The organism is Mycobacterium colombiense, assembly GCF_001665835.1.
In the GTDB taxonomy this organism is placed as follows: Bacteria; Actinomycetota; Actinomycetes; order Mycobacteriales; family Mycobacteriaceae; genus Mycobacterium; species Mycobacterium colombiense_A.
Map to the genome: position 1 here is coordinate 15,720 of NZ_LZSX01000013.1, position 26,504 is coordinate 42,223.

General features: G+C 68.2%; 27 protein-coding genes. 16 read left to right on the forward strand and 11 right to left on the reverse strand.

All coding sequences use genetic code 11. The annotated features are described in order from the left end of the window. Nucleotides 1-10 precede the first annotated feature (10 nt). From A5760_RS02645 to A5760_RS02655, 3 genes are all read right to left on the reverse strand, one after another. Nucleotides 11-682, reverse strand: coding sequence for a TetR/AcrR family transcriptional regulator (locus A5760_RS02645; protein WP_064877557.1), 672 nt, complete (start codon nt 680-682; stop codon nt 11-13). Between the two features lie 46 nt (nt 683-728). Next, nucleotides 729-2,201 (reverse strand): aldehyde dehydrogenase family protein, encoded by a 1,473-nt coding sequence (locus A5760_RS02650; RefSeq protein WP_064877558.1) that lies wholly within the window; start codon nt 2,199-2,201, stop codon nt 729-731. A 155-nt stretch (nt 2,202-2,356) separates the two neighbouring features. Then, a complete protein-coding gene (locus A5760_RS02655) occupies nt 2,357-3,610 on the reverse strand; it encodes a VOC family protein (protein WP_064877559.1) in 1,254 nt (417 codons plus the stop codon). A 30-nt stretch (nt 3,611-3,640) separates the two neighbouring features. Here A5760_RS02655 and A5760_RS02660 point away from each other — a divergent pair, with 30 nt between their 5' ends. The 6 genes from A5760_RS02660 (at nt 3,641) to A5760_RS02685 (ending at nt 8,040) form a co-directional block, all read left to right on the forward strand. Continuing rightward, nucleotides 3,641-4,093: an Lrp/AsnC family transcriptional regulator gene (locus A5760_RS02660; RefSeq protein WP_064877560.1), complete on the forward strand. Its 453-nt coding sequence runs from the start codon at nt 3,641-3,643 to the stop codon at nt 4,091-4,093. A 52-nt stretch (nt 4,094-4,145) separates the two neighbouring features. Continuing rightward, entirely contained in the window at nt 4,146-5,483 is a 1,338-nt protein-coding gene (gene lat / locus A5760_RS02665) for an L-lysine 6-transaminase (RefSeq protein WP_419538211.1), read from the forward strand. Nucleotides 5,484-5,640: 157 nt separating this feature from the next. After that, on the forward strand, nt 5,641-6,024 hold the full coding sequence (locus A5760_RS02670) for a hypothetical protein (protein ID WP_064877562.1): 384 nt from the start codon (nt 5,641-5,643) through the stop codon (nt 6,022-6,024). Between the two features lie 47 nt (nt 6,025-6,071). Further along, nucleotides 6,072-6,383, forward strand: coding sequence for a protein UsfY (gene usfY / locus A5760_RS02675; protein WP_064877563.1), 312 nt, complete (start codon nt 6,072-6,074; stop codon nt 6,381-6,383). Nucleotides 6,384-6,817: 434 nt separating this feature from the next. After that, nucleotides 6,818-7,255: an ATP-binding protein gene (locus A5760_RS02680; protein WP_064877564.1), complete on the forward strand. Its 438-nt coding sequence runs from the start codon at nt 6,818-6,820 to the stop codon at nt 7,253-7,255. Continuing rightward, nucleotides 7,252-8,040, forward strand: a complete 789-nt coding sequence (locus A5760_RS02685) for an RNA polymerase sigma factor SigF (RefSeq protein WP_064877565.1) — start codon at nt 7,252-7,254, stop codon at nt 8,038-8,040. The genes A5760_RS02680 and A5760_RS02685 overlap by 4 nt, the downstream gene beginning before the upstream one ends. On the opposite strand, the gene A5760_RS02690 is transcribed toward A5760_RS02685, so the two are convergent. From A5760_RS02690 to A5760_RS02720, 7 genes are all read right to left on the reverse strand, one after another. After that, the gene (locus A5760_RS02690) at nt 8,011-8,439 is read right to left on the reverse strand and encodes an STAS domain-containing protein (RefSeq protein WP_064877566.1); all 429 of its coding nucleotides are present in this window, start codon (nt 8,437-8,439) and stop codon (nt 8,011-8,013) included. The genes A5760_RS02685 and A5760_RS02690 overlap by 30 nt on opposite strands. A 183-nt stretch (nt 8,440-8,622) precedes the next feature. After that, nucleotides 8,623-10,419, reverse strand: a complete 1,797-nt coding sequence (locus A5760_RS02695; protein WP_064877567.1) for an acetyl/propionyl/methylcrotonyl-CoA carboxylase subunit alpha — start codon at nt 10,417-10,419, stop codon at nt 8,623-8,625. A gap of 125 nt (nt 10,420-10,544) precedes the next feature. Further along, nucleotides 10,545-10,964: a SufE family protein gene (locus A5760_RS02700; protein WP_064877568.1), complete on the reverse strand. Its 420-nt coding sequence runs from the start codon at nt 10,962-10,964 to the stop codon at nt 10,545-10,547. Between the two features lie 10 nt (nt 10,965-10,974). Then, nucleotides 10,975-11,865 (reverse strand): sulfurtransferase, encoded by an 891-nt coding sequence (locus A5760_RS02705; RefSeq protein WP_064877569.1) that lies wholly within the window; start codon nt 11,863-11,865, stop codon nt 10,975-10,977. A 22-nt stretch (nt 11,866-11,887) separates the two neighbouring features. After that, nucleotides 11,888-12,520: a Maf family protein gene (locus A5760_RS02710; RefSeq protein WP_064877570.1), complete on the reverse strand. Its 633-nt coding sequence runs from the start codon at nt 12,518-12,520 to the stop codon at nt 11,888-11,890. Then, complete coding sequence (locus A5760_RS02715; RefSeq protein ID WP_064877571.1) at nt 12,517-12,774, reverse strand: acyl-CoA carboxylase subunit epsilon; 258 nt, start codon at nt 12,772-12,774, stop codon at nt 12,517-12,519. Before A5760_RS02715 ends, A5760_RS02710 begins: the two co-directional genes overlap by 4 nt. Next, a complete protein-coding gene (locus tag A5760_RS02720; RefSeq protein WP_064877572.1) occupies nt 12,771-14,411 on the reverse strand; it encodes an acyl-CoA carboxylase subunit beta in 1,641 nt (546 codons plus the stop codon). The genes A5760_RS02715 and A5760_RS02720 overlap by 4 nt, the downstream gene beginning before the upstream one ends. 120 nt (nt 14,412-14,531) lie before the next feature. On the opposite strand from A5760_RS02720, the gene A5760_RS02725 reads away from it, so the two are divergent. The 3 genes from A5760_RS02725 (at nt 14,532) to A5760_RS02735 (ending at nt 17,888) form a co-directional block, all read left to right on the forward strand. Next, nucleotides 14,532-16,430: an FAD-binding protein gene (locus A5760_RS02725; RefSeq protein WP_196771963.1), complete on the forward strand. Its 1,899-nt coding sequence runs from the start codon at nt 14,532-14,534 to the stop codon at nt 16,428-16,430. Between the two features lie 17 nt (nt 16,431-16,447). Next, a complete protein-coding gene (locus A5760_RS02730) occupies nt 16,448-17,272 on the forward strand; it encodes a biotin--[acetyl-CoA-carboxylase] ligase (protein WP_064877574.1) in 825 nt (274 codons plus the stop codon). Nucleotides 17,273-17,369: 97 nt separating this feature from the next. Continuing rightward, nucleotides 17,370-17,888 (forward strand): PH domain-containing protein, encoded by a 519-nt coding sequence (locus tag A5760_RS02735; RefSeq protein ID WP_064877609.1) that lies wholly within the window; start codon nt 17,370-17,372, stop codon nt 17,886-17,888. Here the strand turns inward: A5760_RS02735 and A5760_RS02740 are convergent. Beyond that, entirely contained in the window at nt 17,843-18,502 is a 660-nt protein-coding gene (locus A5760_RS02740) for a GtrA family protein (protein WP_064877575.1), read from the reverse strand. The genes A5760_RS02735 and A5760_RS02740 overlap by 46 nt on opposite strands. Before the next feature lie 110 nt (nt 18,503-18,612). Here A5760_RS02740 and A5760_RS02745 point away from each other — a divergent pair, with 110 nt between their 5' ends. The 7 genes from A5760_RS02745 (at nt 18,613) to pstS (ending at nt 26,501) form a co-directional block, all read left to right on the forward strand. Further along, complete coding sequence (locus A5760_RS02745; protein WP_082279314.1) at nt 18,613-19,938, forward strand: 5-(carboxyamino)imidazole ribonucleotide synthase; 1,326 nt, start codon at nt 18,613-18,615, stop codon at nt 19,936-19,938. Beyond that, nucleotides 19,925-20,452, forward strand: coding sequence for a 5-(carboxyamino)imidazole ribonucleotide mutase (purE, locus tag A5760_RS02750; protein WP_064877577.1), 528 nt, complete (start codon nt 19,925-19,927; stop codon nt 20,450-20,452). Before A5760_RS02745 ends, purE begins: the two co-directional genes overlap by 14 nt. A 15-nt stretch (nt 20,453-20,467) precedes the next feature. Next, the gene (locus A5760_RS02755; protein WP_064877578.1) at nt 20,468-21,637 is read left to right on the forward strand and encodes an acyl-CoA dehydrogenase; all 1,170 of its coding nucleotides are present in this window, start codon (nt 20,468-20,470) and stop codon (nt 21,635-21,637) included. A 209-nt stretch (nt 21,638-21,846) separates the two neighbouring features. Beyond that, entirely contained in the window at nt 21,847-23,031 is a 1,185-nt protein-coding gene (locus A5760_RS02760) for a PP2C family protein-serine/threonine phosphatase (RefSeq protein ID WP_064877579.1), read from the forward strand. Beyond that, complete coding sequence (locus A5760_RS02765; protein ID WP_064877580.1) at nt 23,028-24,629, forward strand: sensor histidine kinase; 1,602 nt, start codon at nt 23,028-23,030, stop codon at nt 24,627-24,629. The genes A5760_RS02760 and A5760_RS02765 overlap by 4 nt, the downstream gene beginning before the upstream one ends. Continuing rightward, entirely contained in the window at nt 24,626-25,075 is a 450-nt protein-coding gene (locus A5760_RS02770) for a response regulator (RefSeq protein WP_064877581.1), read from the forward strand. Before A5760_RS02765 ends, A5760_RS02770 begins: the two co-directional genes overlap by 4 nt. A 322-nt stretch (nt 25,076-25,397) precedes the next feature. Further along, a complete protein-coding gene (pstS, locus tag A5760_RS02775) occupies nt 25,398-26,501 on the forward strand; it encodes a phosphate ABC transporter substrate-binding protein PstS (RefSeq protein WP_064877582.1) in 1,104 nt (367 codons plus the stop codon). Nucleotides 26,502-26,504 lie beyond the last annotated feature (3 nt).

Here is a 26,504-nt window from a genome sequence, read left to right on the forward strand (position 1 = left end):
AAGGCGTCGGCTAGCGAGGCTCGATACGAGCGGTTGACATCGCGTGGGAGAGTTCCTCGGGGATCTCGGGCACCCGGGCGATGGCGTCGAACAGTGAGTGCGCGCACGCGTCGGCGAGGCGATCGGCGTCGGTGGTGGGGTCGATGATGCGCTGCCGGCACAGCTCGAAGGTGAACGCCAGCCAGCCGTGGCAGATCACCCGAAGGTCCCGTTCCACGTCGGGCTCCAGCTTCCTCGCGGGGGTCTTGGCGACGAGGTCGGCGATTCGGCTCATGATGTGTTCGAGCTGACGGTTCTTGGCTTCGTCGTCGACACCCAGCAGAACCGGATCGGAACGGCCCAGGCCGACGTAGGCGGCCCACGCGGCCTCGGGATTCTGCTCGTGGTAGGCCATGTAGGCCATCACTCCGGTCCGGACTTCTTCGTACATGGTCAGGCCGGAGGCGTCATCCATGTTGGTGTTCTCGTACAGGCGGTCGGCCTCGTCTTTGACCACCGCCGCGAAAAATGCCCGCTTGTCCGGGAAGTAGTGGTACATCAGGGCCCGCGACACCCCGGCACGTTCCGCGATCTCATCGATGCGGACGTCGTCGTAGGGTCGCTTCCCGAAGACCTCTGCCCCTAAAGCGAGCAGCTCAGCGCGTCGATCCTCGGGGGACAAGCGCCTGCGGGCTGTCGGCATGTGTCAGATAGTACTCATACGACATGAGACGCCGGCCACATTGGATTCATCCGAACTTCACGCCCTGGGCCAGCGGCAACTCGCCGGAATAATTGACGGTATTGGTACTTTGGCGCATGTAGGCCTTCCATGAGTCCGTGCCGGATTCGCGTCCGCCGCCGGTTTCCTTCTCGCCGCCGAAAGCGCCGCCGATCTCCGCGCCGGACGTGCCGATGTTGACATTGGCGATTCCGCAGTCGGATTCGGCCAGGAACCGCTCGGCCTCGCGCAAGTCAGTGGTGAAGATGGCCGACGAAAGACCTTGCGGAACGGCATTGTTGAGCGCGATCGCGTCATCGAGTTCGTCGTAGGTCAGCACGTAGAGGATGGGCGCGAACGTCTCGGTCGCCACGATGGCGGTCTGCGCGGGCATCCGCACCAGGGCCGGCGCGACGTAATAGGAACTCGGATGCTCGGCGACACCGGGGTGGGTGCGCTCGCCGCCGATCACCTCACCGCCGTCGGCGCGCGACTGTTCCAGCGCCCCCACCATGTCGCGGTAGGCGGTCTCGTGGATCAGCGGCCCCACCAGCGTGCCCGGTGCGGACGGGTCGCCGATCCGGAGCTGCCCGAAGGCGGACGCGACGCGCGCCACGACCTCGCCGGCCACCGAGCGGTGCACGATCAGCCGGCGCAGGCTGGTGCAGCGTTGACCGGCCGTGCCGACCGCCGCGAACACCACCGCCCGCACCGCGAGGTCCAGGTCGGCCGACGGCGTCACGATGGCCGCGTTGTTGCCGCCCAGTTCCAGCAGCACCCGTCCGAACCGGGCGGCGACGCGGGGACCGACGGCCCGGCCCATCCGTACCGAACCGGTCGCGGATACCAGCGCGATGCGCGGGTCGTCCACCAGCAGCTCGCCGAGGTCGCGGTCGCCCAGCACCAGGGAGCTCACCGCGGGCGGCGCGCCGACGTCGGTCGCGGCCCGGGCGATCAGCCCCTGGCTGGCCAGCGCCGTCAACGGCGTCAGCTCCGAGGGCTTCCACACCACCGGGTCCCCACACACCAGGGCCAGCGCCGCGTTCCAGGCCCAGACCGCGACCGGGAAGTTGAATGCGGTGATGACCCCGACGACACCGAGCGGGTGCCAAGTCTCCAGCAGCCGATGGCCGGGGCGCTCCGAGGCGATGGTGCGGCCGTAGAGCTGACGCGACAGGCCGACGGCGAACTGGCAGATGTCGATCATCTCCTGCACCTCGCCGGCGGCCTCGGAGGTGATCTTGCCGACCTCGAGCGTCACCAGGGTGGCCAGCTCGTCCTTGTGTGCGGTCAGGAGCTCGCCGAGGCGCGCCACCAGCGCGCCGCGAACCGGGGCCGGCGTGGTGCGCCACACCGAAAACGCTTGCGCGGCTTCGGAGATCACTCGCTCGGCCTGCTCGGGTGGGGTGGGCGCGACGGTGAACAGCACCTCGCCGGTGATCGGTGTGCTGGCCGGCATCCCGTGGTCGTCCGGCACGCCGAGTGCGACGTCGGCCCCCATCGCCCGCAGGGCGTCGCGAGCCCGGGCGCGCAAGTCATCGGCTGTGGGTATGCGCCGTTCCTCCTCATCGCTTCGCTCTGCATCGTCATCGGCTGTGGGTATGCGCCGTTTTTCCTCATCGCTTCGCTCTGCATGGTCATCGGCTGTGGACATAGTCATCGCGGTGCCTCCTGGGAGAGCGCTTCGTAGAGCGGATAGGGGTCATAGATCTCGCGGCCGATGGACCCGGCCAGCCACTGCGCGTCGTAGCCGGAATCGTCGACGGCACAATGGTTTCCGAAGCCGGCGGGCGAGTCCAGGTTCGACCAAAAAATGCCCGCCGCCGACGCGGGCAGGAAATCCTCATAGACGATCGGCGCCGACGGGTCGCCGCCGCGGTAGTAGGCCAGTCCCGTGGCGGCCATCTCCGCGTCGGTACGCGGGAAATGGTCAGCCCACACCGCGGCCGGGTCGGCGGCGGCCATCGCGGCGTCGTAGCGTTCCCGGCCCTTGGGTGTCAGCGCGACACCGCGCGCCTCCACCTCGCCGAAGCGCACCCGCAGCGTTGCATCGGTGATACGGCCGTCGTCCTCGCGGAAGCGGCGCGATTCGGCCAGGGCACGAAAAGACGTCTGGCGCAACAGGACCGCCGGGCCGTCGGTGCGGGGCGGCCCCTGGATGGCGTCGATCATGGTGATGCCGCGCCGGGTCATCCGCTGGTACAGGTCGTCGATGTCGAGCACCCGGGGCGTCAGGTGGTTGATGTGAGTGGAGCCGACGCCCGCGATGTCGGCGGCCACCGCGGAGACCCGCGCCAATTCGTCGTACCAGGATCGCTCGATCGGGTCGCCGGACAACGCGAAGGCTGCCACCGCCGCCGCGACGAACGGCCGCGCCTCGTCGGCATCGCAGCCACCCTCGGCGGCGATGACTCGCGCCCGCGCCGCCACTGCGGGGTCGAACAGCCGGCGCTGCGCCAGGAAGGTGTCGACGCGGCGGCGCAGGTCGCGGTCGAAGTAGCGCGGGTCGCGGGTGGCCAGCATCGAGGTGAACACCCGGAACGGGTTGCGCGACAACTCGGTTGCGTCGACGGGCCGGAAGGCGGTCGAGACCACGGGGACGGGTGACGCCGCGCAACGCAGGTCGTAGTAGCCCACCGGCAGCATGCCGAATGCGGCGAAAAGGTCTGCGACGGCGGCCAGTTCGGCCGGGCTGCCCACCCGGATGGCGCCGTGCCGCTCGGCGGTGACCCGCCGCAGCGAGCCGAACCGTTCGGCATCGGCATGGCGCGCCGCGTAATCGGCGTTGACCCGCTCGCTGACCTCGACCAGGGTGCCGTAGGCGGGCACCTCGGCCGCATACATCGCCGACAGGCCCGCGGCGAACTGCGCCCGAAGCTGCCAGGTTTCCAGCCATTTCGTGCGGGTCACGACGGGCCGTTCCTGCGATAGTCTCCGGCCATGAGTGAGACGCTCGACGAGGTCGACCGGATTCTGGTGCGCGAGCTGGTCGCCGACGGCCGTGCGACGCTGGCGGAGCTGGCCGCCAGCGCACGGCTGTCGGTCTCGGCGGTGCAGTCGCGGGTGCGCAGGCTCGAGGCGCGCGGCGTCATCTCGGGATACGCGGCGCGCATCGACCCGGAGGCGGTCGGACACCTGCTGTCGGCGTTCGTGGCCATCACTCCCTTGGATCCTTCTCAACCCGATGATGCGCCCGCCCGCCTCGAGCACATCGAGGAGATCGAATCGTGTCACTCGGTGGCCGGCGAGGAAAGCTACGTCCTGCTGGTGCGCGTTCCGTCGGCCCGGGCGCTGGAGGACCTGCTGCAGCGGATCCGGACGACGGCGAACGTCAGGACGCGAAGCACCATCATATTGAATACTTTTTACGCTGATAGGCAACGAATACCATAAAATATACGGTATAGCGCTCATGATTCCGTAAAAATCGGTTACCATGGGCGCCATGACCGCGACCCTGGAACGCTTCACGCGCACCGAGCCCGACCGGGTCCACGAGGTGCTCGCGCACAGCATTCTGGTCGACGGTTTCGACTTCGTGCTCGATCTGGCCCGCTCCGCCGGCTCCTACCTGTACGACGCCCGCGACGGCCGGCGCTACCTGGACATGTTCACCTTCTTCGCGTCGTCGGCGCTGGGCATGAACCACCCCGCCCTGGCCGATGACCAGGACTTTCGCGCCGAGTTGGCGCAGGCCGCGCTGAACAAGCCCAGCAACTCCGACGTCTACTCGGTGGCGATGGCCCGCTTCGTGCAGACCTTCGCCCGGGTGCTGGGCGACCCGGCGCTGCCGCACCTGTTCTTCGTCGATGGCGGCGCGCTCGCGGTGGAGAACGCGCTCAAGGTGGCGTTCGACTGGAAGAGCCGGTTCAACGAAGCGCGCGGGATCGATCCCGTGCTGGGCACCCGGGTGCTGCACCTGTGCGGCGCGTTCCACGGCCGCAGCGGATACACGCTGTCGCTGACCAACACCAAGCCGGTCACCGTGGACCGCTTCCCCAAGTTCGACTGGCCCCGCATCGACGCCCCGTTCCTGCGGCCCGGCCTGGACGGCGCGGCCATGGCGGCGCTGGAGGCCGAGTCGCTGCGCCAGGCCCGCGCGGCCTTCGAGGCCCACCCGCACGACATCGCCTGCTTCGTCGCCGAACCCATCCAGGGCGAGGGCGGCGACCGTCACTTCCGGCCCGAGTTCTTCGCGGCCATGCGCGAGCTGTGCGACGAGTACGACGCCTTGCTGATCTTCGACGAGGTACAGACCGGGTGCGGCCTGACCGGAACGCCTTGGGCCTACCAGCAATTGGGCGTGCAACCCGACGTGGTGGCGTTCGGCAAGAAGACCCAGGTGTGCGGCATCATGGCCGGCCGCCGGGTCGACGAGGTCGCCGACAACGTGTTCGCGGTGTCCTCCCGGGTGAACTCGACGTGGGGCGGCAACCTGGCCGACATGGTGCGCGCCCGCCGCATCCTGGAGGTCATCGAGGCCGACGGACTGTTCGACCGGGCCGCCGAACGAGGGGCCTACCTATATGCGCGCCTCGACGAGCTCGCCGCCGAATTTCCCGGCCTGGTGCTCGACCCCCGCGGCCGCGGCCTGATGTGTGCGTTCAGCCTGCCGACCACCGCCGACCGCGACGAGCTGATCCGCATGCTGTGGCGCCACGCCGTGATCGTGCTGCCCTCGGGGCACCACGGCGTCCGGTTCCGTCCGGCGCTGACGGTCTCGCGCGCCGAGATCGACGCCGCCCTGCGCGCCATCCGCGCCGCTTTGCGGGCCCTGCGCTAGGCCTTGACCTCACATCGATCCCGTTTACCGCGGTTTGCCGCGGGGTATTTGATCCCGTGCGCCTTCCGCTGCTACCAGCGCGGTGATGATGCCCGGTAACTAATGCGACGTAGCGAGCGATGTACTGAACGCGGACCCCTGAGGGAGGTGACCAACGATGCAGAAAGCAGACGCTCGATCCGGCGGTGACCGCTTGGGTCAGGAGGACGGCGAGGTGCACGCCGCCATCCGGTTTGCCGTGCTGTCCACCCTGGCCGCCGTCGGCTTCCTCTTGATCGCCGCGGTGTGGGTGAGCACCTGCCCGGGAGTCAGCGTGGACACCGTGGCGTGTGGCGCGCCGCAGCGCACTCTGCTGGCGTTCGGCGGTCCGCTGATCGCGCTGGCCGCCGGGATCTGGGCGTTCGTGCGCACCTATCTGGTGTGGAAGGCCCGGGGCACGTGGTGGGGATGGCACGGCGCGGGCTGGTTCCTGCTGACCGCGATGGCGCTGATGGTTGCCATGGGTGTTGCTCCGATCGCCGGCCCGGTACTGGCTCTTTAGGTTTGTCCTCCCGCGATCTAACGTTGATGGTGCGGTGAGGAGCAGCTATGGGAGACACCTACCATGACCCCGTCGACCATCTGAGGACCACGCGGCCGCTCGCCGGCGAGTCGCTGATCGACGTCCTGCACTGGCCCGGGTATCTCCTGGTCGTCGCGGGCGTGATCGGGGCCTGCGGCAGTCTTGCGGCCTTCGGCAGCGGACATCACCAAGAGGGCATGACCGCGGGGATCGTCGCGGTCGTCGCCGCGGTGCTCGGGCTGGCCTGGCTTGCGGTGGAGCACCGCAGGATTCGCCGGATCGCCGATCGCTGGTACACCGAACATCCCGAGGTGCACCGGCAGTGGCCGGCCAGCTGACATCCGCCGCCCACTAGCCGGCGCGCCGGATTTCATCGTGTGTTTTTCGCCGGTGACCTGCCACGACGCGCGGTGGTGTGAAATTTCGCATGAAAGGCGATTCCGAGATTACGGCGGCTGACTTGTGGGTATCAGCTTTGCACCATGATGAGTGCCGGAACGGTTGCGTTAGCGTGGTCACCCCATCGTGGGAAACAGAATCACGGAGCCACCGACATCTATGCCTACTGCAACGACTATCGATATGACCAGCGTGACCCCGGCGATCACCGCGACGCGCCCCTATCGGCGCGTCGCGACTGTGTCGGTCGTGTCAGGCCCGCCCGCGGCGGGCCGAATACCCGGCGGCGAACATGACTAACCGGCTCGAACGCGAGGCCCACGGCGGGCTGCGTAGCAGTAGTAGTGTCAGTCAAACATTGCCGGGAGACCATATGAAGGATGCTGGATTGCACGCTAACGAGCGTCCGCGCGGCCATCGCGCCGTCGAGCTTCACGTTGCTGCACGACTGGAGAACCTCGCGATGCTGCGCACCCTGGTCGGTGCCATCGGCACCTTCGAGGACCTGGATTTCGATGCGGTGGCGGATCTGCGGCTGGCGGTCGACGAAGTGTGCACCCGGTTGATTCGTTCGGCGACTCCCGACGCGACCCTGATCGTCGTGGTCGATCCGCAGGATGACCAGTTGGTGGTGGAAGCTTCCGCTTCATGCGACACCCATGATGTGGTGGCGCCCGGAAGCTTCAGTTGGCACGTGCTGACGTCGCTCGCCGACGACGTCCAGACTTTCCATGACGGTCGCGAACCCAATGAATCCGGCAGTGTCTTCGGCATCACACTGACGGCGCGACGGGCGGCCTCCAGCAGGTGACAGCGCGAGCTGCCGGCGGTTCGGTGTCGCGTCCGAACGAATACGCCGATGTTCCGGACATGTTCCGGGAGTTGGCGACTGCCACGCCGGACTCGATGGAATTTCAACGTCAACGGGACAAGATCGTCGAGCGGTGCCTGCCGCTTGCCGACCACATCGCGCGCCGCTTCGAGGGCCGCGGCGAACCGCGTGACGACCTGGTTCAGGTGGCGCGCGTCGGCTTGGTCAACGCGGTGGTCCGCTTCGACGTCGACGCCGGCTCGGACTTCGTCTCTTTCGCGGTGCCTACGATCATGGGCGAGGTCCGCCGCCACTTCCGCGACAACAGCTGGTCGGTCAAGGTCCCGCGGCGGCTGAAGGAACTGCACCTGCGGCTGGGCACCGCCACCGCCGACCTGTCGCAGCGGCTGGGCCGGGCGCCCACCGCGACCGAGCTCGCCGCGGAACTCGACATGGACCGCGAAGAGGTCGTCGAGGGCCTGGTGGCCGGCAGCTCGTACAACACCCTGTCCATCGACAGCGGTGGTGGTGGCGAGGAGGAGGAAGCCCGCGCGATCGCGGACACCCTCGGCGACGTCGACACCGGCCTGGACCGGATCGAGGATCAGGAATCGCTGCGTCCGCTCCTCGAGGCGCTGCCCGAGCGCGAACGAACGGTTTTGGTGCTGCGATTCTTCGAGTCGATGACGCAGACGCAGATCGCCGAGCGGGTCGGCATCTCCCAGATGCACGTGTCGCGGTTGCTGGCGAAGTCGCTAACGCGGCTCCGTGACCAGCTGCAGTAGCGGCCGGGGCTCGTCCTCAACCCACAGCGGTTCCAGCAGCGGTTCGGCTTGCGGCGTTGTCACCGGCAGGGTGCCGTCCGGGTCGCAGACCCGCAGCAACCTGGCCACCGCCGGGCTCGGCGCCATGGCCCAGGACACCTGGGCGCCCGAGCATTTCACATTGATCCGGTGCAGCGCCGAAAAGCCCGCGGTACCAATGAATTTCAGGCCGCGGAGGTCGAGGACCATCCGCCGGGAGCGGCTGGTACTTTGTTGCACGTATGCGACGAGCTGATCGGTGTTGGCCGCGTCGAGCTCGCCGTCCACCGTGATCAGGGTGCCCGTCGGGCCCCAGCGGGCGGTGAATTGTGCAGTGCGGCTTTGCTGCCACGATTGCGCCACAGACATCGCTGACTCCATCCGTTGAGGAGCATTCCTGCTGTGGATACGTCAGCCACGTACAAAGAGTTCGGAGAAGGAGGGAATTCAGCCCACCCCCACGTCACCGACGTATCCCGGGCGGCTGTGAACTCAACCTTGACCGAAACATTACGCGCGATGGCCAGGGCCGACAACGATGTCTGACAAAACTCTCAGTCAGCGCTACTTGATCTCGGCGAGCACCGTGCCCTGAGTGATGGCGGCGCCGGGCTCGACCGCGAGTCCGGTGATGACACCGTCCTTGTGCGCGGTGACCGGGTTCTCCATCTTCATCGCCTCGAGCACCACCACCAGGTCGCCCGCGGCAACCTCCTGGCCTTCTTCGACCGCGACCTTGACGACGGTGCCCTGCATGGGGGCGGTCACCGCGTCGCCCGAGGCGGCCGCACCGGCATGCGCCCCGCGCTTGCGCGCCTTCGGCTTCTTGCGGATGACACCGGCCGGGTCGGCCGCGCCGCCGCCGGACAGCGCCAGGTCGCCGGGCAGCGACACCTCGAGCCGGCGGCCGCCGACCTCCACGACCACCTTCTGGCGCGGCCGGGCGTCCTCGTCGTCCAGCGGCTCGCCGCCGGTGAACGGTTCGATGGTGTTGTCCCACTCGGTCTCGATCCAGCGGGTGTGCACCGAGAAGCCGTCGCCGTCACCGATGAACGCCGGGTCGGACACCACGGCGCGGTGGAACGGGATGACCGTGGCCAGGCCTTCGACGTGGAACTCGTCCAGGGCCCGGCGGGAACGGGCGAGCGCCTCCTCACGGGTGGCGCCGTACACGATCAGCTTGGACAGCATCGAGTCGAACTGGCCGCCGATGACCGAACCGGCCTCGACGCCCGAGTCCAGCCGGACACCGGGCCCGGTCGGGATGTCGTAGCGGGTGACCGGGCCGGGCGCGGGCAGGAAGCCGCGTCCGGCGTCCTCGCCGTTGATCCGGAACTCGATGGCGTGCCCGCGCGGCGTGGGGTCCTCGGTGAGGTCCAGCTTCTCGCCGTTGGCGATCTTGAACTGCTGCAGCACCAGGTCGATGCCGGCGGTCTCCTCGGTGACCGGGTGCTCGACCTGCAGACGGGTGTTGACCTCCAGGAAGGAGATCAGGCCGTCCTGGCCCACCAGGTACTCGACGGTTCCGGCGCCGTAGTAGTGCGCCTCCTTGCAGATCCGCTTGGCCGATTCGTGGATCTCCTTGCGCTGCGCGTCGGTCAGGAAGGGCGCGGGAGCCTCCTCCACCAGCTTCTGGAACCGGCGCTGCAGCGAGCAGTCGCGGGTGCCGGCGACGATGACGTTGCCGTGCTGGTCGGCGATCACCTGCGCCTCGACGTGGCGCGGCTTGTCCAGGTAGCGCTCGACGAAGCACTCTCCGCGGCCGAACGCCGCGACGGCCTCACGGGTGGCCGACTCGAACAGCTCGGGGATTTCTTCGATGGTGCGGGCCACCTTCATGCCGCGGCCGCCGCCGCCGAACGCCGCCTTGATGGCGATCGGCACGCCGTACTCCTTGGCGAAGGCCACCACCTCGTCGGCGTCCTTCACCGGGTCGGGGGTGCCGGGCACCAGCGGGGCCTGCGCGCGGGCGGCGATGTGGCGGGCGGTGACCTTGTCACCGAGGTCGCGGATGGACTGCGGGCTGGGCCCGATCCAGATCAGGTTCGCGTCCAGGACCGCCTGCGCGAAATCGGCGTTCTCGGACAGGAAGCCGTAGCCAGGGTGAATCGCGTTGGCGCCCGACTTGGCAGCCGCGTCAAGGATTTTGCCGAAGTCCAGGTAGGACTCCGCCGACGTCTGACCACCCAGAGCGAACGCCTCGTCGGCCAGACGCACGTGCGGCGCGTCGGCGTCGGGCTCGGCGTACACCGCCACGCTGGACAGGCCCGCATCGCGGGCCGCGCGGATCACCCGGACAGCGATTTCGCCGCGGTTGGCGACGAGCACCTTGGAGATCCTCGAGCTGGCGTGACTAGCCACTGCGCCTCCTGTTTCGCATATCCGCAGACGCATTTCTGCGGACTTCTCTAAGAGAATTTCTTACAACGAGTTCTCGGGAAGTCTAAGCGCCGCGCCGTTCGGCCCGACGAGGCGGTCCACTTTTTTCAGGACGCCTCGCGCAGCCTGCGCTTGATGCGGGCGAGCATCGCCGACAGGCCGCGCAGCCGCAGCGGGCTGATCAGAGCCGCCAGCCCGAGGTCGGCGTAAAAATCCTCGGGCACCGCCAGAATCTCTTCGGCCGGCTGTTCGTCGAGACCGGCGGCCAGAATCGACGCGAACCCCCGCGTGGTGGGCGATTCGGCGGGCGCGCTGAAGTGCAGCCGCACCCGCTCGGGGTCGCTGGCGTCGACATGCAAAAACAGCGGGGTCTGGCATTCGGGCACCGGCTCCATCGCCGCCTGTTCGAGGTCGGGCGGCAGCGCCGGGAGTTCGTTGGCGAACTCCAGCAGCAGCGCCAGCTTGTCCTGGCCCTCGACCTCGGCGAAGTCGGAGACCACCTCGGCCAGCGGCGCGGGCATGCTCATCGCGGCGCCATCAGACCGGAACGGAGCCGGGCTCTTCACCCGCCACGATCGGCGTACGCACGGTGTTGCCCCACTCGGTCCACGACCCGTCGTAGTTGCGCACCCCGGGCTTGCCCAGCAGATGCGTCAGCACGAACCAGGTGTGGCTGGACCGCTCGCCGATGCGGCAGTACACGACGGTCTTGTCGTCCGGCTGCAGGAAGCCGTACAGCTCCTCGAGCTCCTCGCGGCTGCGGAACCGGCCGTTCTCGTCGGCGGCCTTGGCCCACGGAATCGACCGGGCGGTGGGGATGTGCCCGCCGCGCAGCACGCCTTCCTCGGGGTATTCGGGCATGTGTGTGCGCTTGCCGGTGTACTCGTCCGGCGAGCGCACATCGATCAGCGGCTGGCTGCCGAGAATGCCCAGCACCTCGTCCTTGAAGGCGCGGATGGGCCCGTCGTTGCGGGTGACGACGGGGTAGCCGCTGGACGTCTTGGTGGGCACGTCCAGCGTGGTCTCCCGGCGTTCGGCCAGCCACAGGTCACGCCCGCCGTTGAGCAGCCGCACGTCGGGGTGGCCGAACAGCGTGAACACCCACAGCGCGTAGGCCGCCCACCAGTTGCTCTTGTCGCCGTAGATCACCACGGTGTCATCGCGGGCGATGCCCTTGCGGTCCATCAGCTCCGCGAACTGTTCGCCGTTGATGTAATCGCGGACCCGGGGATCGTTGAGGTCGGTGTGCCAGTCGACCTTCACCGCGCCCGGGATGTGCCCGACGTCGTAGAGCAGGACGTCCTCGTCGGATTCGACGATCGCCAGGCCGGGGGCGCCTTGGTTGGCGGACAGCCAGTCGGCGGTGACCAGTCGCTCGGGGTGAGCGTAGGCCGACAATGTCGGGCTTGGATCGGGTGGTAATGCCACACTGCCGAGCCTACCGCCAGGGTCAGTTGGCAGCCCACAGCCCGGACACCGACAGCCCGACCCGGCCCAACAGCGACCGCAGCAGCGGCAGGCTGATGCCGATCACGTTCGACGGGTCGCCGTCGATGCCGTCGACGAACCAGCCGCCCAGGCCGTCCAGGGTGAAGCCGCCGGCCACGTGCCATGGCTCGCCGTGATCGACATACGCCCGCAGGTCCGCCTCCGACGGTGTAGCGAAATGCACTGTGGTGCTTAGTGATTCGACTTCACGATGGGTAATGCCACCGTCGATGAGCCGCAGCAGGCAGTGCCCGGTGTGCAGCTCGCCGGAGCGGCCACCCATCAGGCGCCACTGGCTGGCGGCGGCATCGGCCGATCCGGGTTTCCCGCACAGTCGGCCGTCGATGGAAAGCATCGAATCACAGCCGATGACAACGCAATCGGACGCTATGTCACCGTCGAGCTCGCCGGCCACCTGGTCGGCCTTGGCGCGGGCCAGGGCGCACACCACGTCGCCCGGGGAGGCGTCCGGGCCCAGCGCGGCGGCGACGGCGTCCTCGTCGACGCCGGAGACCACCACCAGCGGATCGACGCCGCCCTGGCGCAGCACCTTGAGCCGGCCGGTGGAGGCCGACGCCAGCACCAGACGGGTCAATGCCTCATGTGGGTCATCTGCTGGAACGTGAGCCGCTGATAGTTGGTCATCGCGAAACGCAGCCGGTCGACCGGTAGGCCCCAGCGGGTGCGCTCGGGCTGTTCGGGCTCCGGCGCGCCGCCGGCGCAACCCAGCACCGCGACCAGCGCGGCCACCTCCTCGACGGTGGGTCCACCCTTGAGGATCTGGATGTGCGGCTCGTGGATCTGCGGGGACGCGGCTTCGGTTGTCGCGGAACCGTTTTCGTCGGTCATAGCGGAATGTTTCCGTGCTTCTTGGGGGGCAGGTGGGAGATCTTGCGTTCCAGCAGCCGCAGCGCCGTGCCGATGTAACCGCGGGTGTGCGACGGCGGGATGACCGCGTCGACGTAGCCGCGCTCGGCGGCGACGTACGGGTTGACCAGCGTGTCCTCGTACTCCTGCTGCAGCTGCAGGCGCAGCGCGTCGACGTCCTTGCCCTCCTTGGCGGCCTCGCTCAGCTGCTTGCGGTAGACGAACCCGACGGCACCAGAGGCGCCCATCACCGCGATCTGCGCCGACGGCCAGGCCAGGTTGACGTCGCAGCCCATGTCCTTGGATCCCATGACGCAGTAGGCGCCGCCGTAGGCCTTGCGGGTGATGACGGTGATCTTCGGGACCGTGGCCTCGCCGTAGGCGAACAGCAGCTTGGCGCCGCGGCGGATGATGCCGTTGTACTCCTGGCCGGTGCCCGGCAGGAAGCCCGGGACGTCCACCAGCATGATGATCGGGATGTTGAAGCAGTCGCAGGTCCGGACGAACCGCGCCGCCTTCTCCGAGGCGTTGATGTCCAGGCAGCCGGCGAACTGGGTCGGCTGGTTGGCGACGATCCCGACCGGCCGCCCCTCGACGCGGCCGAACCCGACGACGATGTTCTGCGCGTAACCGCCCTGCACCTCCAGAAACTCGTCGTCGTCGAGGATGCGGGTGATCACCTCGTGCATGTCGTAGGGCTGGTTGGGCGAGTCCGGGATCAGCGTGTCCAGCTCGAGGTCCTCCTCGGTGAGGTTGTCCTCGATGGCGCCCGGCGGATGCGGCTCGGCGTAGCGCGGCGCATCGGTGGCGTTGTTGGGCGGCAGGTAGCTGAGCAGGTCGCGAACCCAGTCGAAGGCGTCCTGCTCGCCGGACGCGACGTAGTGCAGGGTGCCCGACTTGGCCATGTGGGTATGGGCGCCGCCCAGCTCCTCCATGGTGACGTCCTCGCCGGTGACGGTCTTGATGACGTCGGGCCCGGTGATGAACATCTGGCTGGTCTGGTCGACCATCACCACGAAGTCGGTAAGGGCGGGGGAGTAGACGTGTCCACCGGCGGCGGCGCCCATGATCAGCGAGATCTGCGGGATGACGCCCGACGCCAGGATGTTGTTGCGGAAGATCTTGCTGTACAGGCCCAGCGAGACGACGCCCTCCTGGATCCGCGCGCCGGCGCCGTCGTTGATGCCGATCAGGGGGCGGCCGGTCTTGATCGCCAGCTCCTGGATCTTGACGATCTTCTCGCCGTACACCTCGCCGAGGCTGCCGCCGAATACCGTGGCGTCCTGGCTGAAGATGCAGACGTCGCGGCCGTCGATGGTGCCGTAGCCGGTGATCACGCCGTCGCCCAGCGGGCGGTTGTTCTCCAGGCCGAAGTTCTTGCTGCGGTGCCGGGCCAGCGCGTCGAGCTCCACGAACGAGTCCTCGTCGAGCAGGGCGAGGATGCGCTCGCGGGCGGTCAGCTTGCCCTTGGCGTGCACCTTCTCGACGGCCTCTTCGCCCACCGGGTGCAGCGACTCTTCGCGGCGCTTGTGCAGCTCGGCGAGCTTGCCCGCGGTGGTGTGGATGTCGATGGAGTGCTCGGCGGCCGGTTCCGCAGTGTGGTCGGTAACGCTCGTCATGGGAGCGATGTTATCGGCAGCCCTGTCGGTCTCCCTTAAGCAGCCCTTAAATAGTCGTCGGCGATTCATGAATGTGAACAGTCGTTGAGTTTTATCCCGTCGGGGCCATGGTGTGCAGGAGTGGCTTCCGAAGACCGCGCCTTTCTCGGTGTATGGGAGGGCGACCCGCGGGACTCGGAGCCGTTGCTTGCGATGCTGCGTGGAGCTCTGGCGGAAGGTGGGGCAAAAGCCGGAGCCAACGAGCAGCTGCGTGAGTTCATCCAGGCCCGGCTGCTCGACGGCATTCGCTCGCGACCGGGCGGCGACCCCGACGAAGCTGCGTTGCGCGCCGGTCTGGCGTCGTCGATGTTGGTCGGTATCGTCGTCGGACGACGAATCGTGGGAGTTCCTCGTGGAAGCGGACAGCGACACGCTGATCGCGCGGCTGGCGCCCGCGATTCAAAACGTATTGACGGCAGCGCAGGAGTAGCGATGGTGGACTGGGCGGCCGAATGCGACGTGCTGGTGGCGGGGTCCGGCGGCGGCGGCGTGACCGGCGCGTACACCGCGGCGCGCGAGGGCCTCGACGTCGTGCTGGTCGAGGCGACGTCGAAGTTCGGTGGCACCACCGCATACTCCGGCGGGGGCGGTGTCTGGTTCCCGTGCAACCCCGTCCTGGTCCGCGCCGGCACCGACGACACCATCGAGGACGCGCTCACCTACTACCGCGCCGTGGTCGGCGACCGCACCCCGCGCGAACTGCAGGAAACCTTCGTCAGCGGCGGCGCCGGGCTGATCGAGTACCTGGAGGCCGACGCCAACCTGAAGTTCGTGCCGTTGCCCTGGCCCGACTACTACGGCGCGGCGCCCAAGGCGCGCCTGGACGGCCAGCGCCACATCGCGGCCAAGCCGCTGGCGGTGGCCGCCGCCCCTGAATTCCTCGAGGCGATCCGCGGTCCGCTGGACACCGACCGGCTCGGCACCGAACCGCCGTCCGACTACTACCTCGGGGGGCGCGCCCTGATCGCGCGGTTCCTCAAGGCCATCGGGCAGTACCCGTCGGCGTCGCTGCGGCGCGACACCGCCCTGGTCGAGCTGGTGGTGGCGGACGGTCGGGTAACGGGAGCGATCGTCGAGACCGCCGGCGAGCGCCGCGCGATCCGCGCCCGCCGGGGCGTGCTGCTGGCCGCCGGTGGCTTCGAGGCCAACGACGAGCTCCGGCAGAAGTACGGGGTCCCCGGAACGTCGCGAGACAGCATGGGCGGCCCGGGAAGTCGCGGCCTGGCGCTGCAGGCGGGCATCGCCGCGGGCGCCGACACCGACCTGCTGGACCAGGCCTGGTGGTCACCGGGCATGACCCATCCCGACGGGCGCTCGGCGTTCGCGCTGTGGTTCACCGGCGGCATCTTCGTCAACCAGTCCGGCAACCGGTTCGTCAACGAGTCGCGGGCCTACGACCGGGCCGGCCGCGAGATCATCGCCCAGCTGCAGGACGGGTCCATGACGTTGCCGTACTGGATGATCTACGACGACAAGGAGGGCGAGGTCCCTCCGGTGAAGGCGGCCAACGTCTCCATCGTGGAGACCGAGAAGTACGTCGCCGCCGGCCTGTGGCACACCGCGGACACCCTCGAGGAACTCGCCGCCAAGATCGGCGTGCCGGGGGAGCGGTTGGCGGCCACGGTCGCCCGGTTCAACGGCTTCGCCGCCGCCGGCGTCGACGAGGACTTCGGCCGCGGCGACGAGGCCTTCGACCGGGCCTTCTCGGCGGGCGCGTCGCCGCTGGTGGCCATCGACGCGCCGCCCTATCACGCCGCCGCGTTCGGCATCTCCGATCTGGGCACCAAGGGCGGGCTGCGCACCGACACCGCGGCGCGGGTGCTCGACGCAACCGGCAACCCCATTGCCGGCGTGTACGCGGCGGGCAACACGATGGCCGCGCCCAGCGGCACCGCGTATCCCGGCGGCGGCAATCCGATCGGAACCAGCATGCTGTTCAGTCATTTGGCCGTGCTGGACATGCGCGACCGCCGGCCCTGAGTTCTAGGCTGGGTCCGGTGACAGAACGAGATCAGCTTCGAGCACCGCTGGACGAGAGCGCATTGCGCGCCGAGTTGATCGGCACCGGGCTGGGCTGGCGCAAGCTCGACGTCGTCGAGCAGACCGGCTCCACCAACGCCGACCTGTTGGCGCGCGCGGCGTCGGGCGACGACGTCGCCGGTGCCGTGCTGATCGCCGAGCACCAGACCGCCGGACGGGGCCGCCACGGCCGCGGCTGGTCGGCCACGCCGCGGGCCCAGATCACCATGTCCGTCGGCGTGAGCGTCGTCGACGTCCCCACCACCGGATGGGGCTGGCTGCCGCTGGCCACCGGGGTGGCGGTGGTCGACACCGTGACGCCGCTGCTGGCGGGGACCGGGGCGCAGGCGGGTCTCAAGTGGCCCAACGACGTGCTGGCCGGCCCGCCGGATTCGCCGGGCAAGCTGGCCGGCATCCTCGCCGAGGTGGCCAAGCCCGTCGTGGTTATCGGCTTGGGGCTCAACGTGACTCAATCCGCCGACGAGATCGACGGCCCCGGCGCGACGTCGCTGCTCGACCTGGGTGTGGCCGCGCCCGACCGGACCCAGCTGGTGTCGGCGCTGCTGCGGGAGCTGGGCCGGCGGATCGTGGGCTGGCGCGCCGCGCGCGGGGCCGACTGGGCGCTGGCCGCCGACTACCGGGCGCGCAGCCTGACCATCGGCACCCGGGTGCGCGCGCACCTGCCCGGCGGCAAGCAGGTCGACGGGACCGCCAGCGCCATCGATGACCAGGGCCGGCTCTGTCTGGACAGTGGCGGGCAGACCGTCGTCGTCGCGGCCGGCGACGTGGTGCATTTGCGCTAGTGGCGATCGCAAGCGCGGCGTAGCCGGGCGCAGCGGGTCGCCACCATCGGCCTAGTTAGCCGCGGAATGTCGCGTTGCGCAGCTAATGTCGGCGGGCATGGGCTACCCGGATAACGTTCTGGCCGCCGGCGAACACGTCATCGTGCATCGCCACCCGCACTGGAAGCGGCTGATCTGGCCGGTGCTGGCCCTCATCCTGGTGACCGGACTGGCGGCGTTCGGCTCCGGGTACCTCAACTCGACGCACTGGGAGCAGCTCGCCAAGAACATCATCTACGGCGTCATCTGGGGGATCTGGCTGGTGATCGTGGGCTGGCTGACGCTGTGGCCGTTTTTGAGCTGGCTGACCACCCACTTCGTGGTGACGAACCGGCGGGTGATGTTCCGGCACGGTGTGCTGACCCGCACCGGCATCGATATCCCGCTGGCCCGGATCAACAGCGTGGAATTCCGGGATCGCATCACCGAGCGCATGTTCCGCACCGGGACGCTGATCATCGAATCGGCGTCACAAGATCCGTTGGAGTTCTACGACATTCCGCGGCTGCGCGAGGTGCACGCGCTGCTGTATCACGAGGTCTTCGACACCCTGGGTTCCGAGGAATCGCCCAGCTGAGTCAGCCGGCTGGCCCGGTTGCGCCAGGCACGCAGCAGCGTGACGTTGCCGCCCTCGATCTCGTCCTCGAAGATCTCGGCGATGCCGCCGGCGGTAAGCGCGGATTCCAGCGCCTTCTCGGGGTCGCGCGCGAACTGGTCGGGGAACACCCAGCGCCGGAACGCCCAGAACCGGAACGCCATCTGCAACAGGTTGCCGATGATGTAGGCCGAGACGAAGTCGGCGACGTTTTCCACCGCCAGCGACACCGTCGGCTCGCGCAGCTGCAACACGTAGCTGGAGAACCACAGCGGCGCCATGGAGAGCAGCACCCCCACGCCGCTGAACGCGAAGAACAGCAGCGCCTCGTGGTGGCGCTCGCGCCCACCGCGATTGCGGAAGCTCCATTCCCGGTTCAGCACGTAGGACGCGATGACGGCCACAATGCCGGCGATCACCTTGGCGGTCACCGGTTTGGGTTCGAGAATTGTCAGCTTCAGCGTGTAGAAAATCGCCGAGTCGATGACGAATGTGGTTCCGCCGACGATGGCGAATTTGATCAGTTCGTGGTGGCGTAGCAAATAGGGCTGCATAACCCCAGGCAGACGCGCGATCGTGGCTTCGGCGAAGGACACAACACGTCAGTCTACGTATGCACACAAATTCGACGCAAAATCGTACATAACAATTCGGTGTCGGCCCCGGTCAACACGCCTTTGGCGCCGGTGTGTTTCGCCGTGACACCATGATGGCCGTGCCGAGTACACGCCCGCCGGGGGCGGCCCGCCTCCGAGCGACCCCTGCAGCTCCCCGAGCCGTTCCTGTCGTCGCAATGGTCGGTGGCGGTCAGCTCGCCCGGATGACCCACCAGGCGGCGATCGCGCTGGGGCAGTCGCTGCGGGTGCTGGCCACCGCCGCCGACGAACCGGCGGCGCTGGTCGCGCCCGACGTCGTCATCGGGTCGCACACCGATCTCGATGCCCTGCGCCGGGTGGCCGCGGGCGCGGACGTGCTGACCTTCGACCACGAACACGTGCCGAACGAATTGCTGGAGAAGCTGGTCGCCGAGGGCGTCAACGTGGCGCCGCCGCCGCAGGCCCTGGTGCACGCGCAGGACAAGCTCGTCATGCGCCGCCGGCTCGAGGCCCTCGGCGTCCCGGTGCCCCGCTACGCCGAGATCCGCAGCGTCGACGAACTCGACGCCTTCGCGCGGCGCATCGCCGGGCCCGTGGTGGTCAAAGCGGTCCGCGGCGGTTACGACGGGCGCGGGGTGCGGATGGCGCGCGACCCGTCGCACGCCCGCGAGATCGCGACCGCCTTCCTGGCCGACGACGTGCCGGTGATGGCCGAGGAGCAGGTGAACCTGAGCCGCGAACTGTCGGCCCTGGTGGCCCGGTCACCGTTCGGTCAGGGCGCGGCGTGGCCGGTGGTCGAAACCGTGCAACGAGACGGGATCTGCGTGCAGGTGATCGCGCCCGCACCGGAGCTGTCCGGCGAACGGGCCGCCGCCGCGCAGCAGCTGGCGTTGCGGCTGGCCGCCGAACTCGGCGTGGTCGGGGTGCTCGCGGTCGAGCTCTTCGAGACGGTCGACGGCGAACTGCTGGTCAACGAGCTCGCGATGCGGCCGCACAACTCCGGGCACTGGACCATGGACGGGTCGCGCACCAGTCAGTTCGAGCAGCATGTGCGCGCGGTGCTGGACTACCCGCTCGGCGACACCGACGCCATCGCGCCGGTGACCGTGATGGCCAACGTGCTGGGCGCCCCCGAAGTCCCGGAGATGAGCGTCGACGAGCGGCTGCACCACCTGTTCGCGCGGATGCCCGACGCCCGCGTCCACCTCTACGGCAAGGAAGAACGTCCCGGCCGCAAGGTGGGCCACATCAACTTCGCCGGCCCCGGCCCGGCGGATCGGGAAAAGGTGGCGAAGCTGCGGGAACGCGCCGAGCTGGCGGCACACTGGTTGTCGCACGGGCAGTGGACGGACGGATGGGATCCACACGCCGGCGACGATAATCAGAGCAGTGCGATCGGAAAAGGCGGGAGCAGCGGCGTAAATGACCATGAGTAGCGATCAGCACGCCAAGGTCGGTGTGATCATGGGCAGCGACAGCGACTGGTCGGTGATGCAGGACGCCGCGGCGGCGCTGGCCGAGTTCGACGTGCCGGCCGAGGTCCGGGTCGTCTCCGCGCACCGCACCCCGCAGGTGATGTTCGACTACGCGCGCGACGCGGCCGGGCGCGGCATCGAGGTGATCATCGCGGGGGCCGGGGGAGCCGCGCACCTGCCCGGGATGGTCGCGTCGGCGACGCCACTGCCGGTGATCGGGGTGCCGGTGCCGCTGGCGCGCCTGGACGGTCTGGACTCGTTGCTGTCGATCGTGCAGATGCCCGCCGGCGTCCCGGTGGCGACGGTCTCGATCGGGGGAGCCCGCAACGCCGGGTTGCTCGCGGTGCGCATCCTCGGGTCGTCGGACCCGGCGCTGCGCGCGCGGATCGTCGAGTTCCAAGAGGAGCTGGCGCGCAGTGTGCGGGCCAAGGATGAAGCGCTGCAGCAGCGTCAGGGTAAAGTTACCGGCGAGTAGTAAGAGGAGGCCGAGATGGCTGGATGGGCCGGAAACCCCGACTTCGATCTGTTCCAACTGCCCGAAGAGCACCAGGAGTTGCGCGCCGCGATCCGTGCGCTGGCGGAGAAGGAGATCGCTCCGCACGCCGCCGACGTGGACGAGAACTCCCGCTTCCCCGAGGAGGCGCTGGAGGCGCTGAACTCCTCCGGGTTCAACGCGGTGCACGTGCCCGAGGAGTACGGCGGGCAGGGTGCGGACTCGGTGGCGGCGTGCATCGTGATCGAGGAGGTCGCCCGTGTCGACACCTCGGCGTCACTGATTCCCGCGGTGAACAAGCTGGGCACCATGGGGCTGATCCTGCGCGGCTCCGACGAGCTAAAGAAGCAGGTGCTGCCCTCGATCGCGGACGGCACGGCGATGGCGTCCTACGCGCTGAGCGAGCGCGAGGCCGGCAGCGACGCGGCGTCCATGCGGACCCGGGCGAAGGCCGACGGGGACGACTGGATTCTCAACGGCGCCAAGTGCTGGATCACCAACGGCGGCAAGTCGAGCTGGTACACGGTGATGGCCGTGACCGATCCGGACAAGGGTGCCAACGGCATCTCGTCGTTCATGGTGCACAAGGACGACGAGGGCTTCACGGTGGGGCCGAAGGAAAAGAAGCTCGGCATCAAAGGCTCACCGACCACCGAGCTGTACTTCGAGAACTGCCGCATCCCGGGCGACCGGATCATCGGCGAGCCCGGCACCGGCTTCAAGACCGCGCTGGCGACGCTGGACCACACCCGGCCCACCATCGGGGCGCAGGCCGTCGGCATCGCGCAGGGCGCATTGGACGCGGCCATCGCATACACCAAGGACCGCAAGCAGTTCGGCCATCCGGTCAGCGACAACCAGGGTGTGCAGTTCATGCTCGCCGACATGGCGATGAAGGTCGAGTCCGCCCGGCTGATGGTGTACCACGCCGCCGCCCGCGCGGAGCGCGGCGAATCCCACCTGGGCTTCATCTCCGCGGCATCCAAGTGCCTGGCCTCCGACGTCGCGATGGAAGTCACCACCGACGCGGTGCAGCTCTTCGGCGGCGCCGGCTACACCATCGACTTCCCCGTCGAGCGGATGATGCGGGACGCCAAGATCACTCAGATCTACGAGGGCACCAATCAGATTCAGCGCGTGGTGATGTCGCGGGCGCTGCTGCGCTGATCGTTTTCCGGCGATGCTGTTGGGAAAAGCCGAGCCGCACCGCTTAGGATCACCAATCGGTGCGTGAAGTTCACACCGACAGTCGGTAAACAGCCACCGACTCACGTCCGACCACCGTCACAGAGCAAAGGATCTTCGCGGCAAGGGGGGTCTGCGGTGCAGCACGCGACTTCTGATGCACGTTCACAGATGGCCGGGAATTGATACCGATGCGCGCTGCGGCCGCCCCGACGGCGAGTTGGCAGTCGTTGTCGTTGCTGTTGGTCGAGGATGACCGCGCCGACGCGGTGTTGGTGGAAGACCTGATCACCGATGCGGTCACCGATATCCGGGTGGTGTGGGCGAAGTCGATGGCGCACGCCGAACGCGAGCTCGAGTCCGCCCGCCCCGACTGCGTGCTGTTGGATCTGCATCTGCCCGACGCCAGCGGGATCGACGCGTTGAACCGGATCGCCAACCTCGATGCCACCGTGCCGATCGTGGTGCTGACCGGGTTGAACGACGAGTACTTCGGGGCCTCGGCGGTGGCCGCCGGAGCCCAGGACTATCTGGTCAAGGGCCGGGTCGAGCCGGAGATGCTGCGCCGCGCGCTGCTGTACGCCATCGAGCGCAAGCGCGCCGAACTGATCGCCGCCGACCTGCACGCCACGCAGCTGCGGGCCCGGGAGAACGCGCTGCTGGAACGCGGCCTGCTGCCCTCGCCGCTGCTGCTGGACAACCCGGGCGTCGACATCGTCGCCCGGTACCGGCCGAGCCGCGAAGACGCGCTGCTGTGCGGAGACTTCTACGACGTCGTCCAGACGCCCGACCGGGTGGTGCACGTGCTGATCGGCGACGTCGCCGGGCACGGCCCGCACGAGGCCGCGCTGGGTGCGGCGTTGCGGATCGCGTTCCGCGCGCTCACCTTTGCCGGTGTGCACGGCGTCGAACTGATGCGCCAACTCGAACGGGTCCTGTATTCGGAACGTACCGACACCGGGATTTTCGCGACCGTGCTCACCCTCGAGATCTCGCCCGACACCCCGCGCGTCCACGCCGTCCGCGCCGGCCACCCGCCAATGTTGGTGCAGGCCGGTGGAACCGTGGAATGGCTGGAGCCGGCGGGCGGCCCGGCGCTGGGCCTGCACGCCGGCGACTGGCCGTCCGAACAGCTGGAGCTGCCCGCCGGGCACGCCCTGCTGTTGCTGACCGACGGACTCTTCGAGGGATATTCGGGGCAGGGCACGCAACGTCTGGGCGAGGACGGCCTGCTCGCCCTGGCCCGGGAGCACGCGAGCAAGCCCGGCCCCGCGTTCGTCGACGCGCTCATCAACGGTGCCCAGGAACTCGCCCAGCCCCGCGGCGGTTTGACCGATGACATCGCCGTCCTGCGCGTCGAGAGGACTAGCGCGTGACCCCATGGCGTCCGCTTCGGCTCACCGAGCTCACCGTGCGGGGATGGCTGGCGTTGGTGCTGTGGATCATGGGCGCGACCGTGCTCGTCGGGGCGTTGGTCGGCGCCGCATTGCTGCATCGCACCGACGAGATGTCGCGCCAGATGGCCCAGAACATCCAGCCGGCGCGCGTCGCGGCGGCGCGCCTGCAGGCGGCACTGCGCGACCAGGAGACGGGCCTGCGCGGCTACCTGATCTCGGCCGACCGGCAGTTCCTCGCGCCGTATTACGACGGGCAGCGCGCCGAACAGGCTGCCGCGGAAGAGATTCGGCGTCTGGTGGGCGGGCGCGCGGAGCTGATGGCCGATCTGGACGCGGTGGAATCCGCCGCCGCCGACTGGCGGGCGAACTATGCAGAGCCACTGATTTCCAACGTGGCTCCCAAGACGCCGAGGTACATCAGCCCCAACACGGCCGACACCGGCAAGAACAAATTCGACCGTCTCCGTGAGCTTTTCGACACGCAGAACACGCACCTGACGGTGGCCGCAGCGGCCGCCATCGACGAGCTCAACGAGATCAACGGCTGGCGCGACTGGGTGCTGGGCGCCACGGTGTTCATCGTGATCGGAACCGCCCTCGTGCTGGGGCTGCTCAGTCGCGCCACGATCACCCGGCCGATCGCGGCTCTGGCGGCGGCCTGCCGGCGCATCACCCAGGGCAGCTTCGAGGAGACGATCCCACCTCCTCGGCGGCCCAGAGACATTCGGAAGATGGCCATCGACGTGGAGAACATGCGCAAGCGCATCGTCGACGAGCTCGAGGTGTTGCAGGCGGCGCAGGCACAATTGGATGAACAGGCCGCCGAATTACGCCGATCCAACACCGAACTCGAGCAGTTCGCCTACGTCGCATCGCACGATCTGCAGGAACCGCTGCGCAAGGTCGCGTCCTTTTGCCAGCTGCTGGAGAAGCGTTACGCCGACCAGCTCGACGAGCGCGGCATCGAATACATCGGATTCGCGGTCGACGGCGCCAAGCGCATGCAGGCGCTGATCAACGACTTGCTCACCTTCTCGCGGGTCGGCCGGCTGGGCACCACGGAAACCGAGGTGCAGCTCGATGCGACGCTCGACGCCGCCCTGGCGAACCTGGCCACCGCGATCGAGGAAACCGAGGCGCAGATCGTGCGCCCGGAGCAGCCGCTGCCGCAGATCGTCGGGGATCCGACGCTGCTGACGATGTTGTGGCAGAACCTGATCGGCAACGCGATCAAGTTCCGGCACAAAGATCGTCGGCCCTGCGTCGTCATCGAATGCGCGCCCGGCACCGGCAGCCATGACGGCGAATGGCTGCTGAGCGTGGCGGACAACGGCATCGGCATCCCGGAGGAATTCTCCGACAAGGTCTTCGTGATCTTCCAGCGGCTGCACGGCCGCGACGTGTACGCCGGAACCGGAGTCGGCCTGGCATTGGTCAAGAAGATCATCGAGTACCACGGCGGCACCGTCCGGATCGACACGTCCTACACCGATGGGACCCGATTCGAATTCACCCTGCCCGGTCCCAGACCCGTCGACGAAGCAGACTCGGTCGCTTTGGAAGGAGCGCATCAATGACGACAACAGATGGCAGAGCGATAGACATCCTGCTCGTCGAGGACGACCCGGGCGACGAGCTCATCACCCGAGAAGCGTTCGAGCACAACAAGCTCCAGAACAGGCTACATGTCGCGCACGACGGAGAGGAAGGCCTCGACTACCTCTACCGGCGGGGGAAGTTCGCGGAGGCGCCGCGGCCCGACCTCATCCTGCTCGACTTGAACCTGCCGAAATACGACGGTCGCCAGCTGCTGGAGAAGGTCAAGTCCGACCCCGACCTGGCCCGCATCCCGGTAGTCGTGCTCACCACCTCCTCGGCGGAGGAAGACATCCTCAAGAGCTACAAGCTGCACGCGAATGCCTACGTCACCAAACCCGTTGACCTCGACCAGTTCATGAAGGCCGTCCGGCAGATCGACGAGTTCTTCGTTCAGGTGGTGCGGCTGCCGGGCGCCGGGGCGTAGCTGCGCGACTTGCGCCTCGATAGCCGGGTGACCAGCAGCCCGAGCATGATCAGCAGCAAGAACACGGTCGGCTAGACGCCCGGCCGTCTCACGCCGGCGGGTGTGGTCGACGCCTCAGTATCCATCGATCCTAGATACCCGCTTCCCGCGTTCAGTCACCGCTTATTCACCTCTTATTCTTTGTCAAGGGTTTGTATATTCGCGATTGGTTAACTTTCATTAGCCCGCGGGTCGCGGGTGGACGCGCATGCGTCATTCGCGGCTCGGACAGCAGCCGGCGGCGAGGCCTCGCATTCGCCGCCGCGACGTGCGAAGGAGTTTCGTGAGGTTCGCTCGATATGGCGCGGCGCTGGGCCTGGTGGCCTTCACCGCCCTGGCGCTGACGGGGTGCGGCCACTCGAACTCGTCCAGCTCCGGCGCCAAGTCGACGCCGGTGGACTGCGGCGGCAAGAAGGTGCTGAAAGACAGCGGCTCGACCGCGCAACAAAACGCCATCGAGCAGTTCGTCTACGCCTACGTTCGCGCTTGCCCGGGCTACACGCTGGATTACAACGCGAACGGCTCCGGCGCCGGCGTGACCGAGTTCGTCAACAACCAAACCGACCTCGCCGGTTCCGACGTCCCCCTCGACCCGTCCACGGGTCAGAACGATCGGGCGGCGCAGCGCTGCGGTTCGCCGGCGTGGGACCTGCCCACGGTGTTCGGGCCGATCGCGGTCACATACCACCTCACCGGGGTGAACGGGCTGAAATTGGACGGGCCCACGGCCGCGAAGATCTTCAACGGCGCCATCACCAAATGGGACGACCCGGCGCTGAAGGCCATCAACCCGGGCCTCAACCTGCCGTCGACGCCCATCGCGGTCATCTTCCGCAGTGACAAATCCGGTACCACCGCCAACTTCCAGAAGTACCTCGATGGCGCGTCCGACGGCGCCTGGGGCAAGGGCGCCAGCGAGGTGTTCACCGGCGGCGTCGGACAGGGCGCCAGCGGGAACAACGGCACGTCGGCCCTCCTGCAGAACACCGAGGGTTCCATCACCTACAACGAGTGGTCATTCGCGGTGGGCAAGCAGCTGACCATGGCGTCGATCATCACGTCGGCGGGTCCGGACGCGGTGCCGATCACCACCGACACCGTCGGCAAGACGATCGCCGGGGCGACCTTCAGCGGGCAGGGCAACGACCTGGTGCTGGATACCTCGTCGTTCTACAAGCCGACGCAGCAGGGCGCGTATCCGATCGTGCTGGCGACCTACGAAATCGTCTGCTCGAAGTACCCGGACGCGCCCACCGGCACCGCGGTGAAGGCGTTCATGCAGGCCGCCATCGGGTCGGGCCAGGACGGCCTGGACCAGTACGGTTCCATCCCGCTGCCCAGCTCGTTCACGGCAAAGCTGTCGACGGCGGTCAATGCGATTTCCTGACGA